16 protein-coding genes are annotated in these 14,297 nt (G+C 68.7%); 7 read left to right on the forward strand and 9 right to left on the reverse strand.

The genetic code is table 11. From position 1 onward, the window contains the following. Nucleotides 1-188: 188 nt before the first annotated feature. The 3 genes from ACFTZB_RS33020 to ACFTZB_RS33030 form a co-directional block, all read right to left on the reverse strand. On the reverse strand, nucleotides 189-1,025 hold the full coding sequence (locus ACFTZB_RS33020; RefSeq protein WP_378438114.1) for an HpcH/HpaI aldolase/citrate lyase family protein: 837 nt from the start codon (nucleotides 1,023-1,025) through the stop codon (nucleotides 189-191). Nucleotides 1,026-1,155: 130 nt separating this feature from the next. Then, entirely contained in the window at nucleotides 1,156-1,443 is a 288-nt protein-coding gene (locus tag ACFTZB_RS33025) for a hypothetical protein (protein WP_378438116.1), read from the reverse strand. A gap of 67 nt (nucleotides 1,444-1,510) precedes the next feature. Beyond that, nucleotides 1,511-2,218 (reverse strand): transglycosylase family protein, encoded by a 708-nt coding sequence (locus ACFTZB_RS33030; RefSeq protein ID WP_378438118.1) that lies wholly within the window; start codon nucleotides 2,216-2,218, stop codon nucleotides 1,511-1,513. A 425-nt stretch (nucleotides 2,219-2,643) separates the two neighbouring features. Between ACFTZB_RS33030 and ACFTZB_RS33035 the strand changes: the two genes are divergently transcribed. The 4 genes from ACFTZB_RS33035 (at nucleotide 2,644) to ACFTZB_RS33050 (ending at nucleotide 7,300) form a co-directional block, all read left to right on the forward strand. Then, a complete protein-coding gene (locus tag ACFTZB_RS33035) occupies nucleotides 2,644-2,958 on the forward strand; it encodes a MurR/RpiR family transcriptional regulator (protein ID WP_378438120.1) in 315 nt (104 codons plus the stop codon). Between the two features lie 529 nt (nucleotides 2,959-3,487). Continuing rightward, nucleotides 3,488-4,519 carry an ABC transporter substrate-binding protein gene (locus ACFTZB_RS33040; RefSeq protein ID WP_378438122.1) on the forward strand — a complete coding sequence of 344 codons (1,032 nt, stop codon included), beginning with the start codon at nucleotides 3,488-3,490 and terminating at the stop codon, nucleotides 4,517-4,519. Beyond that, complete coding sequence (locus tag ACFTZB_RS33045; RefSeq protein ID WP_378438124.1) at nucleotides 4,503-6,170, forward strand: ABC transporter permease; 1,668 nt, start codon at nucleotides 4,503-4,505, stop codon at nucleotides 6,168-6,170. Before ACFTZB_RS33040 ends, ACFTZB_RS33045 begins: the two co-directional genes overlap by 17 nt. Nucleotides 6,171-6,196: 26 nt before the next feature. Further along, nucleotides 6,197-7,300, forward strand: a complete 1,104-nt coding sequence (locus ACFTZB_RS33050) for an ABC transporter ATP-binding protein (RefSeq protein WP_378438126.1) — start codon at nucleotides 6,197-6,199, stop codon at nucleotides 7,298-7,300. A gap of 81 nt (nucleotides 7,301-7,381) precedes the next feature. On the opposite strand, the gene ACFTZB_RS33055 is transcribed toward ACFTZB_RS33050, so the two are convergent. Further along, nucleotides 7,382-7,990 carry a hypothetical protein gene (locus ACFTZB_RS33055; RefSeq protein ID WP_378438128.1) on the reverse strand — a complete coding sequence of 203 codons (609 nt, stop codon included), beginning with the start codon at nucleotides 7,988-7,990 and terminating at the stop codon, nucleotides 7,382-7,384. A 140-nt stretch (nucleotides 7,991-8,130) separates the two neighbouring features. Between ACFTZB_RS33055 and ACFTZB_RS33060 the strand changes: the two genes are divergently transcribed. From ACFTZB_RS33060 to ACFTZB_RS33070, 3 genes are all read left to right on the forward strand, one after another. Beyond that, nucleotides 8,131-8,844, forward strand: coding sequence for a hypothetical protein (locus ACFTZB_RS33060; protein WP_378438130.1), 714 nt, complete (start codon nucleotides 8,131-8,133; stop codon nucleotides 8,842-8,844). A gap of 80 nt (nucleotides 8,845-8,924) precedes the next feature. Further along, nucleotides 8,925-10,325 carry a phenylacetate--CoA ligase family protein gene (locus ACFTZB_RS33065; protein ID WP_378438132.1) on the forward strand — a complete coding sequence of 467 codons (1,401 nt, stop codon included), beginning with the start codon at nucleotides 8,925-8,927 and terminating at the stop codon, nucleotides 10,323-10,325. A gap of 132 nt (nucleotides 10,326-10,457) precedes the next feature. After that, a complete protein-coding gene (locus ACFTZB_RS33070; protein ID WP_378438134.1) occupies nucleotides 10,458-10,775 on the forward strand; it encodes a chorismate mutase in 318 nt (105 codons plus the stop codon). Between the two features lie 133 nt (nucleotides 10,776-10,908). Here ACFTZB_RS33070 and ACFTZB_RS33075 read toward each other — a convergent pair whose 3' ends face one another. The 5 genes from ACFTZB_RS33075 to ACFTZB_RS33095 all read right to left on the reverse strand — a co-directional run. Beyond that, on the reverse strand, nucleotides 10,909-11,403 hold the full coding sequence (locus ACFTZB_RS33075; RefSeq protein ID WP_378438136.1) for a DoxX family protein: 495 nt from the start codon (nucleotides 11,401-11,403) through the stop codon (nucleotides 10,909-10,911). A gap of 184 nt (nucleotides 11,404-11,587) precedes the next feature. Next, nucleotides 11,588-11,974, reverse strand: coding sequence for a hypothetical protein (locus ACFTZB_RS33080; RefSeq protein WP_072943487.1), 387 nt, complete (start codon nucleotides 11,972-11,974; stop codon nucleotides 11,588-11,590). Between the two features lie 126 nt (nucleotides 11,975-12,100). Further along, nucleotides 12,101-12,889 (reverse strand): ABC transporter permease, encoded by a 789-nt coding sequence (locus tag ACFTZB_RS33085; RefSeq protein WP_378438139.1) that lies wholly within the window; start codon nucleotides 12,887-12,889, stop codon nucleotides 12,101-12,103. Next, nucleotides 12,886-13,848 (reverse strand): ATP-binding cassette domain-containing protein, encoded by a 963-nt coding sequence (locus ACFTZB_RS33090; protein WP_378438141.1) that lies wholly within the window; start codon nucleotides 13,846-13,848, stop codon nucleotides 12,886-12,888. Before ACFTZB_RS33090 ends, ACFTZB_RS33085 begins: the two co-directional genes overlap by 4 nt. Next, on the reverse strand, nucleotides 13,848-14,297 hold a 450-nt coding region (locus ACFTZB_RS33095; RefSeq protein ID WP_378438143.1), incomplete at its 5' end, for a DUF4097 family beta strand repeat-containing protein. The genes ACFTZB_RS33090 and ACFTZB_RS33095, both read right to left, overlap by 1 nt.

The raw sequence follows: 14,297 nt of genomic DNA on the forward strand, positions 1-14,297 counted from the left end.
GTACTGACGCACACCGTGCCACTCACCTGCGGGTGGAGGTGGTCCTCACGAGATCCCCGGCAGGACCTGAGTTCCGCTTTCTGCGCATGAATCGGTGTTCGCACTCGGCGCCCGACGACCTCGCACGCGGATACCGCCACGAATACTCAGACCACCGCACTCGTTCAGAACCCGTTCGGACCCGAAACCTAGGCCCGCGTCGCGAAATGGTCCGCGCGACGGAGAATGTCGTGGGCACGGGCGAGTTGCGGCGGATGCCCGCCGTGCGTGACATGGCTACCGTCCGGACCGAGTCGCTCGATCGTCGACTCGGCCCAGGAGATGTCGTCCGAGTCGGGTGCCAACGCGGTGTTGATCACGGGTACCTGCTCGTTCACGAGCGTCAGTTTTCCGGTCATCCCCATCTCGCGGGCAAGTCGAGTGTCGTCCCGGACGATCTGGGCGCTCCGCGCCAGCGTCGGCCCGTCGATCGGAGCCGCGATCCGGGCTGCCCGGCTGGCGTTGACGAGCCGGGACCGGGCGTACGCCAACGCCATCGGGGTTCGTCCGGCGCCGGTGTCGCGGCAGTAGTCGCCGATCCCGAACGCGAGTCGGGCGACGGGAGCGGTGCGAGCGATCTCGTTCACGGCGACGACGGCCTCCGCCGATTCGATGAGGGCGACCACCGGGACGCCGGGAAGTTCCGCGGCGGTGTCCCGGACCTGACCGGGTGCTTCGGTTTTCGACAACATCAGCCCTCGCAGCCCGGGCAGGCCACGGATCGCGTCGAGGTCGCGCTGCCAGTGTGGGGTGGTTGCGTCGTTGATCCGCACCCAGCCCGGGTTCCGTTCGAGCCACGCGGCCGCGACGGCACGACCCTCGCCCTTCGCGGCGAACGGCAAACCGTCCTCGAGGTCGAGGATCAGCGCATCGGCGCCGGAGGCCGCCGCCGCGGCGAGAACCTCGCTGCCGACCGCAGGAACCAGAAGCCAACTTCGCGACATCGCGAGGTCGACCTCGCTGTGCTGGGCTGTCTCGACACTCATGCTGTTCTTTCCTCGGCCATACCGAGGAGTCTGCGCTCCGCCGGGAGGCCACACACTCGACGAAGCGGAGTGCGGCGAACGGGTCCGGGCACCGCTTCGTCAGGTGCGGCGCCGACCGGCGCGGACAACCTCAGAAGCCGAAGCCCCAGTTGGCCGGGTTGAAAACGACGCGGTACCAGACGGCGGTGGCCGAGTCGAACGTGCACGGCACGATCACGACCCCGGACGTCTGTTCGAGCGCCGCTGCCTTCCCACAGAAGTACTCCGCACCTTCGCCCGACGTCTCGGCACGGTAGACGGGTCCGACGTGCCACGGTTCGGCACTCGCGGCACCGGCACCGACGGTGGCGCCGAGGACGAGGGGTGCGGACAGGATCCCGGCCAATGCTGCGGCACGCCGGGCTGACTTCTTCTGCACGAGAGCTCCTTCGTAGTCGACGACACGACAGTTCTGTGTGGTTAGTTCGCACAAGAAGCGTCGGACGTTACCGCGGTGCCGCTGCCCTCTCCTCGAACACCTCACTCGATCCGTTCTGCGCGGCGAGCGCGCGGGCGCTGTCCAAGGCTTCCTGGGCGGCCGCCTTCACCGTCGCGGGATCCTCGGCTGTCGCAGGTACTTCGACCGGCGCGGGCGTCTCGACTGCGTCTGGAGTCTCCGCGAGATCGGGCGTCTCCACGACATCCGGCGTCTCGACGACATCAGGGTTCTCGACTGCGTCCGGCGTCTCGACGACATCGGGCGTCTCGACTGCGTCCGGGGCCTCCACGACATCCGGAGCCTCGACGGGGTCGGGGGTCTCGATGGCCGGTGCGGGCGCCTTGGTGACGGGGGGTACCTCGACGGGCGCTGTGCCACCCTTCTTCAGATACTGACCGCACACCGGCCACGCGCCGGGGCCTTGCGTTTTCAGGACGTTTTCGGCGACCCGGATCTGTTCGGCCTTACTGGCTTCCGAGGCCACTCCTGTTCCGCCGTGGGATTTCCAGGTTTCCGGTGTGAACTGCAGACCACCGTAGAACCCGTTTCCGGTGTCTGTGGTCCAGTCGCCGCCGCTTTCGCACTCCGCGACTTCCTCCCAGTCGTGCGGCGCGCCGAACGCGGTTCCCGCGCCCAGCCCCAATAGGATGGTGGCCGCCGCGCCGATCAGTGCGATCCAGCCGAAGGTGCGTTTTTCCATGTTGCGAGTGGTCATGCTGGCTCAATCCTCTCCGCGCAAGCGGACGCGGCGTGCCGGCGACTTCACGTCGATTGCCGGCCGTCCTTTCGGTGCCTCGCCCCGCGCCTCGAAGGTGTCGGGATCACGAACCCGCGTCGGCAGATCTGCAGCGGCGGGCCCCCGAACGTGGCCTCCTCCCGAAATTCACACGGTATGAACAAGGTACGGATGTTCGACTATTGAGAAACGCGAGTGAAAATTGTGCAGTTCTGAGGTTTCGATACCATTCCGAAGCCATGTCGTGACAATTCCGACATCTGATGAACGCGCGTGCGAATACTGGATGACGGTGCCATGAACGGATACTCCCGACCGTCGACGGCGGCGGTGGAGTGATTCCCCTGACGATCCCGACACCGCCGGAGCCTGCCGACGCGGGGGACGAACAGGACAGTGCCGACATGTCGCATTCCTCAGCCGATCCGTGGCGCTCGAGCGCCACCCGGGCGCGGTTGCGCGCCGGCCTGGCCATTCGGGGCCCCGGCGAGCAGCGCGTCGCGCGGGCCGTGCTCGCCGAGCCCGCGGCGGTGGTGGAGTTGTCGACGGCGGAACTGGCGGCAGCGTCGGATACGTCCCCGGCGACGGTGGTGCGGGCGTGCCAGCGACTGGGTTTCCGGGGATTCCAGCATATTCGTCCCGAATTAGACTGTGTGACACCGGATCCCGAGGGCGCTGCGGTCACCCCGCTGGACACGGCGTTCGCGGCCGCGGGGTAGCAGTTCTCGGCGCGGATCAGCCTGCACGATCCTGTATGCCCTGTAACGCGCGGTACTCGGCCATTCCGAGCATCAGTCGGCCGACCCCGGGGCGCGTGACGTCGTCGCGGACGCCCTCAGTGACTCGCTTCCCGAGCCGGCTCATACGAACGGGCGCGGCACCCGGAACATGCACGACTGTTAGCGTTCCCGCCGCCGGTTGTTTCGATTCGCGGCCCCACCCGTTCAGTCCCGCCCCACACGATGTCACCGACGGAACGCCGTTCCGGAACAGAGGGAACGTTGAGTGACGAGGGATGGGTCGTGGAGTCGATAGCGTTGTCCGGCAAGGTCAATCACGACGAGCCATTGGATTTCGCAACGTTTTCGGACGTCACCCGGTCACGCACGTGCACGGCTTCCGGGTGATCGGGCTCGACACCGCGGCGGGTTCGACGCCCCGATGTACTCGACGGTCCGCTGCTCGCGGTACGGAGTAGGAGCGCTGCCAATTCCCTCATCCCCTCCCCCTCTTCGACCAGGAGAATTCGTGAAATCCCTGTCCCGCCTCGTGTCGGCCGCCGCGCTCGGCACGGTCGCCGTGCTCACCCTCGCCGCATGCTCCGAGCCCGCCGCACCCCACGCCGAACCGACCGGCAACGCCGACAGCGGCTCCGGAACCCTGACGGTCTACACCTCCGAACCGCAGGCCAAGATCGACGCGCTCGTCGCAGCATTCACCGCGGAGACGGGCATCGACGTCGAGGTCTTCCGCGCGGGCACCGGCGACCTGACCGCCCGCATCGAGGCCGAACGCACCACCGGCGCGATCGGCGCCGACGTTCTGCTCGCGGCCGACGCCCCGACCTTCGAGGGCTACAAGACCGCGGGTCTGCTGCAGCAGTACACCCCCGCCGACGTGAACGCACTGAATGCGGACGTCGTCGATCCGGACGGCTACTACGTCGGCACCCGCATCATCCCGACGGTGATCGCCTACAACACCACGGCAGTCGACGCACCTCCCACCGCATGGAAGGACCTGGCCGACCCGAAGTACCGCGGCCAGATCACGCTGCCGAATCCCGACGTGTCCGGCGCCGCCGCGTTCAACACCGCGGTGTGGCTGAGCACGCCGGAGCTCGGTGAGAGCTGGCTCGAGGCCCTGGCCGCCAACGACCCGGTGGTCGCCGAGAGCAACGGCCCGGTCGGGCAGGCAGTCGCGGCCGGAACGCAGCCGGTGGGCATCGTCGTCGACTACCTGGTGCGGGAACTGGCGGCCAAGGGATCTCCGATCGCGCTGGCCTATCCCGGGGACGGTATTCCGTACATCTCGCAGCCGGCCGGAATCTTCACTGATTCGGACGACACCGAGGCGGCGCGCGCATTCGTCGACTTCCTCGTGAGCAAGCAGGGTCAGGAACTCGCCGTGAAGCAGCAGTACCTGCCGGTGCGCGGCGACGTCGGCACCCCGGACGGGGCGCCGGCACTGTCCGATCTGGCGTTGCTCACGCCGGATCTGCAGGAGATCACGAGGATCCAGGACGACGCGGTCCGGAAGTTCAATGGTCTCGTCGGTTAGGTCGGCTTCCTTTCCCTCTGCCCGGGTCCTGCCCGGGCGGCGGTTCGATCCCGTCGTGGCCGTGCGGGTGGCGCTGTGGCTGTTCGTCGCCGCCGTGATCGTCGCGCCGCTCGCCACGGTCGTGTCACTCGGGCTCGGCGGCAACCACATTGCGCAACTGATCGACGACGACATCGCCGGCGCCGCGACCCACAGCGTGGTCTCGGCCGGCCTGTCGGCGGGGTTCGCGGTGATCCTCGCAACCGCGATGGCGTTGCTGCTCGACCGCACGGACCTGCCCGGCCGCGGCATTCTGCGACTGATCCTGTTGTCGCCGTTGCTGATCCCTCCGTTCGTCGGGGCCATCGCGTGGACCGGACTGCTCGGTCCGAGCGGCCTGGTGAATCGGTTCTGGGCGGAACGGTTCGGTGGTCCGCTGTGGAACATCTACGGCGGTGACGGCGTCGTCTTCCTACTGACGGTGCACGCGTACCCGCTGGCGTATCTGATCATCGCGGCGGCGCTGCGGAAGGTGCCGGGCGACCTCGAGCAGATCGCCCGGATCGGCGGTGCCTCCCCGTGGCGCGCGATGCGCACCGTGACGCTGCCGCTGTTGCGTCCCGCCCTGCTCGCGGCGTTCACCCTCACCGCGGTGTCGAACCTGGCCGACTTCGGGATTCCCGCCCTGATCGGGCTGCCGGAGCGATACGTGACGTTGTCGACGATGGTGTACCGCTACATCCAGTCCGGCACGGTGGACCGGCCGCTCGAGGTGGTCTCCACCATCGGGATCGTGCTGCTGCTGCTCGCGGTCCTCGCGGTGTTCGTCGATCGGCGACTGTCGCGGCGCAGCAGGCAACTCGACGGTCCGGTCACCGCACCTCAACCGTTGCTGCTCGGCAGTGCCCGCATTGTGACCGGTGCGCTCGCCTGGACCGTCGGTCTCGCGCTGACGGGGCTGCCGATCCTCGCGCTCGCCTCCCAGGCGCTGCTCCCCGCCCCGGGCGTGCCGCTGACCTGGGACAACCTGACCCTCGAGAGCATCGTGGCTGCCGTGACCGCACCGGGCACCGTAAAGGGCGTGCAGAACTCGCTCCTCCTCGCCGTCGGCGCGGGAGGGGTGTGCGCTGTCGCGGGCCTGGTGATCGGTGTGCTCACCACCCGCACCCGGTCGCGGGACAACACGAGCCTCGATCTGCTCGCCATGCTGCCGCAGGCCGTGCCCGGACTGGTCATCGCGGTGGGCTGGCTGATCGTCGGCCGCTACACGGGTCTGTTCGACTCCCGTTGGGTGATCCTGTGCGCCTACGTCACCGCGTTCCTGGCGATCGTCGTGCAGGCGGTGCGTGCGCCGCTGTCCACCACCCCCACGTCGCTGGAGGAGGCGGCACGCGTATCCGGCGCGTCCCGCCTGCGGACGCTGCGGGATGTGCCGGTGGCGATGACGGTGCCCGCCGCGGCGACCGGCGGTGTGCTGGTGGCGTTGACCGCGGTCCGCGAGCTGACCATGTCGGTGCTGCTGGTGGCACCCGGCACCCAGACTCTCGGGGTCTCCATCTTCAACCTGCAGCAGGCCGGCGACTACAACGCCGCGTCCGCGCTGTCCCTGCTCGTCACGCTCGTCGGCATCGCCGGTCTCGGCCTGTTCGCGGGCACCCGCGCCGGGCGCTGACCACTCCACAGATCGGAATCCTCGTCATGTCCGCGATCACCCTCACCGGTGTCGACCTCCGCTACCCCGACGGCACCGCGGGACTGTCCGGTATCGACCTGGACGTCCACGACGGTGAGTTCGTCGCACTCGTCGGCCCGTCGGGTTCGGGAAAGACCACCCTGCTCCGCACGGTCGCCGGGTTTCTCGCCCCCACCGCGGGGCTCGTGCGGCTGGGCGACGAGGTCGTCGCCGACGGCACTCGCGCCGTGCCGCCCGACAAGCGCGGACTGGGAATGGTGTTCCAGCAGCACGCCATCTGGCCGCACCGCAGCGTCGGGCGCAACGTCGCGTATCCCCTCGAGGTCGCCAAGGTGCCGCGAGCCCGGCGCGCCGAGCGGGTCGCCGACGTGCTCGACCTGGTGGGGCCGCCCGGGTTGGCGAAGCGTGATCCGGCGACGCTGTCCGGTGGGCAGCGTCAGCGTGTCGCGCTCGCCCGGGCTCTCGTGGCACAGCCCCGCGCGCTGCTGCTCGACGAGGCGCTGTCCGCTCTGGACGAACCGCTGCGCGATCGGTTGCGTCTGGAGCTGCGCACCCTGACCCGCGCGCAGAACCTGACGGTCGTGCACGTCACGCACGATCGCGCCGAGGCCCTCGCCCTCGCCGACCGGGTCGTCGTACTCGACGGCGGCCGGATTCAGCAGGTCGGCACACCGGAGGAGCTCGTGCAGCGACCGCGCTCGGCCTTTGTCGCGAAGTTCCTCTCGGACGCGAACCTCGTGCCCGGCACCGTATCGGACCACGGCTTCTCGAGCACCGACGGAGGGGTGCACGTGGTACGGGATCGCTTGGCGGACACGTCGTCCGGGAACGGGATCCTCGCAGTGCTGCCGTCCGACATCGAGGTGACGTCGACGGAGAGCGGAGGCACCACCCAGGGGATCGTGACGTCGTCGCTCTTCGGGCGCGACTCGAGCGATGTCGTCGTGTCCTGCCGCGGCGCGGAATTCCGGTGCGCTGTCCGCGGAACCCGGCCGGCGGTCGGCGACCGCATCGGGCTGACGATCCGCCGGGCCCTGTTCTACCCGGCCCGGACGAAGGCCGACGCGCCCGCTCGTGGCGCCGCGGCGCTCGCCGGCACGGCGCGATGAGTGAGACGACCCGATGCGGACGCTCGGATCCACAGCGTGGGGCACGGTGGTCGTCTCCACGCGGTCTCGGGGCAACGGGCGTCACGGCCTGCGCCGTCTCGCCGCCGTACCGGCGGACGACCCGATCGTGGCTGCGAGCCGCCACAATCCGGCGGCGGCGAGCACGTGCCACAGCGCGTGGCCCGGCGGGAGACCACCCGGCCTGCAGATCGACGTCCGGTCACCCACGGCGCCGAGCAGCGCCCCGAATGCGACAAGCACTGCCGCGACGACCGTCGTGCGCCGCAACTCCGGTCGGACGCGGGCGCGTTCGAGGCAGAGTCCCACTGCGGCCGCGGCCAGCAATGCCTGCACGATCGTCGACGCCGTCGGGCCGGCAGCCACTGTGGGAATCATCAGGAACGGAACAGCGAGCCACCACCCCGGCGACATCCGACGGCCGAACCGATCGGACGCGGCGTCTTCGGCGATGTACGCGAGCAACGTCGCGATCGGGATGTCGTGCGCGTATCCCTGCCACGACGGGTCGGGTCCGTGCTGGACGAGCGACCCGAGACCGACCGCGACGACGAGCAGGCCGTAGGTGACGGACGGCGCGTCCCGCCGGCGACCAGCGAGGACTGCGAGGCCGGCGACCACGAAGGCCAGGCTGGTGACAGCGGCCGCGTACTGCCCGATGAAGCCTCCCATCGTCCGAGGCTTTCAAAGAGGTCGCCGCACCGCAATCGCGATCGGCGCGGCCGCGCGAGTGGACGCAGGAATACTGCGGCACGCCGACAGGGCTAACAAAACCTTTCAGTCGGACTTTTTCTGTGGCATCGTAACGATCCATGGGGGAAACAGCAGTCGACGCCGTCGCCATCTACCACGCACCCGCAGCGGACCGACGGGGTACACCGATGGTGGCGCTCGACTACGACGTCGAGCCCGGAACACGGCATACGTTGTTGCAGAACCTGGCTGGACGCGGGTGGCGCGACCCCAGCCCCGTCTTCGACGGCGTCGACGACCTGACGTCGGCCGTGCTGTCGTTGCGCTCGGCCGACGGGCGCACACTGGTGATCGCGGACGACACGGACGTTCTCTTCGAGGGTGTCGTGACACCTCCGCACGGGTGGTTCGAACACGTTCGCGCTCTCGGCGCGGTCGGCGTCATCGCCGGGGCGGGTATCACCTCCGCACCCGACTGGCAGCGGCAACTCCCCCGTCTGGCCCGCGAGAGCGAACTTCTCGGGTCGATCGCGACGGTCACCTTCGGCACCGTCTCCGGCCGGGAAGATTTCCACACGTTCGCGTACGAGGTGGTCTCGGCGTTGCGGCCGGCACTGCCTCCCGACGCCCTGCACGATGCGGGCTTCGCGCTCGAGGACGACCGTCCCCACCGCGCGGTCCTCGAGGTCGTGGACAGTGCGGTGCGGCACCGGGTCGCCGTTCCCGCACGCATCGTCGATCTGCTCCGACGCCACGCTGCGGACCGCACGTCGTTCGGGTGGCGGGACGCCCGCACGCTGAAGCGTCTTCTGCGGAAGATCGACACACCCTGACGGCCGACACCCCACTGTGCAAGACTCGACAACGCACGGACGGCGGTGGTGCGCCGGACCATCCTGATGCGGAGGGCGTCATGTCCCGATCGATACCCGGAACAGGTCCGGACGACGTGGGGCACACGGCGTACGCACGTGTGCGTGCCGGCCAGGTGAACGCGGTTCAGGCGGCCCTCGAGGACCACACCGGACGCCTGGATTGGCCGCGAGAGCAGATCGAGCGCTACCGGACCGCACGGCTGCGGGCCCTCCTCTCGCATGCCCGTGAGCGGTCGCCGTTTCACGCCCGGCGACTGCGCGGCCTCGATCCGTCGACGGCCACGGTCGCCGACCTGGCGGCGCTGCCGATGATGACCAAGCAGGACGCGCAGGACGAGTGGGACTCGATCGTCACCACTCGTGACCTCGATCGCGAGCGTGCCGAACGGATTCTGGCCGAGCAGCAATGGTTTTCGTACACTCCGGGCGGCGAACAGGTCTTCAGCTCGGGTGGGTCGAGTGGCGTCCGAGGCGTCTACGTCTGGGATTGGGACTTCTCGGTGTCCGCCGCGTGCCTGGCGTGGCGGGTGCAGGCCAGGGAGGAGCAGCGGGCGCCGGTGCGGTCTCCCTCGCGTCTCGCCGTGCTCGCGGCCGGTGTCCCTCCGCACGCGAGCACCCCACTGTTCGACGTGCCGACCGCACCGGGGATGGGGACCGTCGTGATCCCGGCGGGCGCACCGTTCGACGACGTCGTCGCAGCGGTCGCCGCGGCCCGCCCCACACATCTGGTCGGTTATGCGTCGGTGATCGGACGGCTCGCCCGGGCCGCCCTGGCCGGTGCTCTGCAGGTCCGCCCCGTCCGGGTGAGCACCAATTCCGAGCCACTGCTGGACGAGGATCGGCATGCCATCGAAGAGGCCTGGGCGGCGCCGATCCACAACCTCTGGGGGTCGACCGAGATCGGCGTGCAGGCAGTGGGTTGCGGACACGGCGAGGGTCTGCACGTGTGCGAGGACGAGGTCGTGCTCGAACGCGTCGACGACGGTGGCGCCCCGGTCGCCGCCGATGCACCCGCGGCACGAACGCTCGCCACCGGCTTGGCCAACCGGACGTTTCCCTTCATCCGTTACGACCTCGGCGATCAGGTCACGTTGCTCCCCGGCACCTGCCCGTGCGGAAGTGCGTTCGTGCGTGTCGCCGACATCGGCGGGCGGCGCGACGACGACTTCCGATACGGGACGAAGACGGTGCCCGCGAGCACGTTTCGTTACGTCCTGGGTGCAGATCCACGTGTCTCCGAGTACCAGGTCAGGCAGACCGTCGACGGTGCGGAGATCTTCGCGGTCGGCGACCCCGACGTCGCCCGGCTGACATCGGCTGTCGCCGCGGCGCTGCGCCGGCAGGGGTTGTCCGATCCGCAGGTCCGGATCGAGGTCGTCGACCATCTGCAGCGTCATCAGGCGAGCGGGAAACTGCAGCGGTTCGTCGCACTGCGGTAGCGCGCAATCGGTTCGCGGCAGTCATCCGGCCGGCCCGGACGGGGGTCGCCGATCCTCACCCCAGGGTGTCTGTCGCTGCGGTCGGTCCCGTCCGACGATGGTGGTACACGGTCACCCAGTCGAGGAGCAACGATGACGGACAGTGATTCCGGGGCAGTCACCGACGATGCGACAGGCGCAGTCTCCGACGGCACGGATCTGAATCGCGTTCACGCCGAGATCGCCCGCCTCGACGCGGAGATCCTGGACGCGGTCAACCGCCGCCTCGTTCTCGCGCAGCTCGCGGCCCGAACCCGGGTCGAGTCCGGTGCACCGATGGTCGCGCTCGGTGGGGAGACCGACGTGATCCGCCGCTATCAGGACGAATTGGGCCCCCGGGGTTCGCTGCTGGCGCTGGAATTGCTCCGGCTGGCGCGGCCACCCTTTTCGTCGACGTACCGAACACGGTAGCCGTACCGACACTTACCTCGGTCGACACCGATCGCGAGAGCAGTGCCCAGCAGTCTTCGCGACGCTGGGCACTGTTCGCCTGTCCAGGCGATCCGGGAGATGACGGTCATCGTCCGGGCTCACGAGACATTGTTCAGGCGTTCACTTCCCGCAACTCGTCCGTGGGTCCCGATTCGCCGGCGGTGTCGCCTTCGTCGGCCTGCGCCGCGCGCCCACCACGAGCGATGAGGCGATCGAGCGAGAGTGCACCGCCGCCGAGGAAGATCATGAGGAACAGGGCCCAGCAGAAGATGGCCGAGAGTTCACCGTTGTTCTGGATGGGGAGAACCCCGTCCGGCTGATGGCTCCAGAAGTAGGCGTACGCCATCGAACCCGAGGCGAGGAACGCCGCGATTCGCGTCCCGAGGCCGAGGAACAACGCGGCGCCGCAGACGAGTTGGATCACGGCACCCCACCAGCTCGGCCAGGCACCTACCGCAGCGGTGTGTCCGCTGTGAGGTGCGGTCGGCCACGCGAACAACGTCGAGGTTCCATGGCAGAAGAAGAGGAAGCCGATCACCACACGGAACGCCGCGATGGCATAGTCGACACTGGCGCCCTGAAGGCGTGAGATGCTCTTGTTTGTCACATCGCAGAAGATAAGGCATGCCTGCCCTAAGCGTTGAACCCGCCGGTCGATTCGGCGCGGCCACGTGGGAAAACCGGCTCGGATGTGGCCAGCATCACATTCGAGACGCTGAGGTTGCGGCGTTCACCCGTCGCATTCGGCCCGTGATCCGTCGACTCCGCGAACAGAGTTGACGGACAACGACTCACGGCGTGTTGATGTACTCCTGGATGGCCTGCTGCGCCTTGGGGTTGCCCTGTCCCATACCGACGATCGCACCGGTGATCGCGCCGATCGGCGTGCCGATGATGCAGCCGGCGAGACTGCCCGGGAACATCGAGACACATCCGACGCCGAGACCGATGAGCGCACCGATCGCAGTGCCTGCCGCTCCCCCGTTGGCCCAGCCGACGCCGAGTTCGTTGAGCATGTTCTCGAGGGCCTTCTGCTTGTCCACCTCGTGCCGACCGGGGATCGCCAGGGCCGGCGTTCCCGTGTTCGGCACGACGGGGTCGGCGTGTGCCGTGCCCGCTCCGAGTGTCACCGTCGCTGCGACGAGGACCGATGCTGCCGATTTCTTGATCAAGTTCATCGCGATCCCACCCTGCTGAAGAAGGAAAAACCGGTTCCGACTGTAACCTGCGGCTGCATCATCGGTGGCGAAACCGCGGCATCGGAAGGGTACCGCGGTGAGCGCCCGTCGGCACGGGGGAAGCCGTCAGTTCACGCGCCGGTTGAACAGCCTTTTCGCCCAGAGGTAGCCGAACAGCGCGATGCCGGCGCTCCAGCCGACCGCGAGCACTGCGCTGCTGCCGACGGGGCCGCCGAGAAGCAGTCCGCGGATGGTCTCGATGACGGGGCTGAACGGCTGGTACTCGGCGAACCACCGGAGACCGGCGGGCATCGAGTCGGTGGGGACGAACCCACTGCCGAGGAATGGCAGCAGAATCAGCACCATCGGGAGGTTGCTCGCCGTTTCGACGCTCTTGGACACCAGCCCGAACGCGACGGACAGCCAGGTGAGTGCGAACGCGAACATCGCGAGCACGGCCGTCGCCGCTACCCACGCGCCGAGCCCGGCGGTGGGCCGGAAACCGATGAGCACGGCGACACCGACGACCAGCACGAGGCTGATCAGTGTCTGGAGCATGCTGCCGATGACGTGCCCGGTCAGCACGGACACCCGCGCGATGGCCATGGTCCGGAACCGGGCGATGATGCCCTCGGTCATGTCCGTGGCAACCGAGATCGCGGTTCCCTGGGCGGCGCTGGCCACGGTCATCAGGAGAATTCCGGGTGCCACGTAGTCGATGTAGGCGCCGCGTCCGCCGTCGGGATCGCCGAGTCCCGCTCCCAGCGTGCCACCGAACACGTACACGAAGAGCAGGAGGAGGATGATCGGCATCCCGACGAGGAGCACCGTCACCGACGGGTACCGGATCATGTGCCGGAGGTTGCGTCGCAGCATCGTCGCCGAATCGCTCAGCGCGTAAGCCATGGTCGTCATCGCACGCTCTCTTTCCTTGTTGCTGCGCGCTCGGTGAGCGCGAGGAAGACGTCGTCGAGATCGGGTGTGTGGACGGTCAGGTTCTCGACCTCGATCGACGCGTGATCGAGCCGATCGAGCAGCACACGCAGCGATTGCACGCTGCCGTCGCCGGGAACCTGCAGGGTGAGCGCTTCCTCGTTCCGGGTCGCGTCGCCGAGCAGTCGGGATGCGGCGTCGAGTTCGCGCACCCCGGGCAACGCCAGGGTGATGTGGCCGCCCGGAACGAGCCGCTTCAGCTGTTCGGGGGTTCCCTCCGCAACCAGCCTGCCGCCGTCGAGAAGTGCGATCCGGTCGGCGAGCCGATCTGCTTCCTCCAGGTACTGGGTGGTGAGGAAGATCGTGACGCCGTCGGCGACGAGTTCGCGGATGATCTGCCACATGGCGCGGCGGCTGCGCGGATCGAGACCGGTGGTCGGCTCGTCGAGGAAGATGATCCGGGGATCGCCGACGAGGGTCATCGCCAGGTCGAGCCGGCGGCGCATGCCACCGGAATAACTCCCGGCCGGCTTCGCTCCCGCCTCGACGAGATCGAACCGGGCCAGCAGTTCCGTGGCCCGGGCGCGGCCCGCGTCGCGGCGCAGGTGGTGCAGATCGGCCATCAGCATCAGGTTCTCGCGACCCGTGAGCAGGTTGTCCACCGCGGAGAACTGGCCGGTCACACCGATGGTGGACCGAACCGCGTCGGGCTCACGGGCGAGATCGTGACCCGCGATCCTCACGTCGCCGCCGTCGGGAGCGATGAGGGTGGACAGAATCTGCACCATCGTGGTCTTGCCTGCGCCGTTGGGCCCGAGGAGCGAGAAGATCGTTCCCTCGCCGATGTCGAGGTCGATACCGTCGAGGACGACTTTGTCGCCGTAGGACTTTCGCAACCCGGTGGTGGTGATTGCGGACCGGGTGGTGATCGATGCTGTCATCACTCTGCCTTTCGACTGGTCGACTCGAGGGAATCGGGTCGGCGAATCACGATGTCGCCGAATCCGGTACGGGCGCGCACCTCGACCGTGTCATCCGTCGATGCGGGTCGGTCGACGGAGTCCAGGTCGTTCTGGACCTTCCCGAAGGACGTGTGCGCGTCGAGCCGGGCGGCGGTCCCCGGGCGGATGCCGATCTCGATTCGGCCGTGGCCGGTCTCGAGCGACACCGCACCCTGCGTCACCCGCCCGATGCGGATGTCGCCGTTGGCGGTTGCGGCGGCGACGTCGGCGCGGGCGTCGTCGACGGAGATGTCCCCGTTCGCCGTCTTCACCCGCAGCCCGCCGCCGATCACGCCGTGGGCGAGCGCCGCTTCGATCGGGACGCTCGGTACCGGTGGGATCTGCCAGGAGGCCGTGACATACCAGCGCCCGCGCCCTGTGTCGTGGTG

The sequence above is a fragment of the Rhodococcus sp. NPDC057014 genome, from assembly GCF_042673295.1.
GTDB lineage: Bacteria > Actinomycetota > Actinomycetes > Mycobacteriales > Mycobacteriaceae > Rhodococcus_F.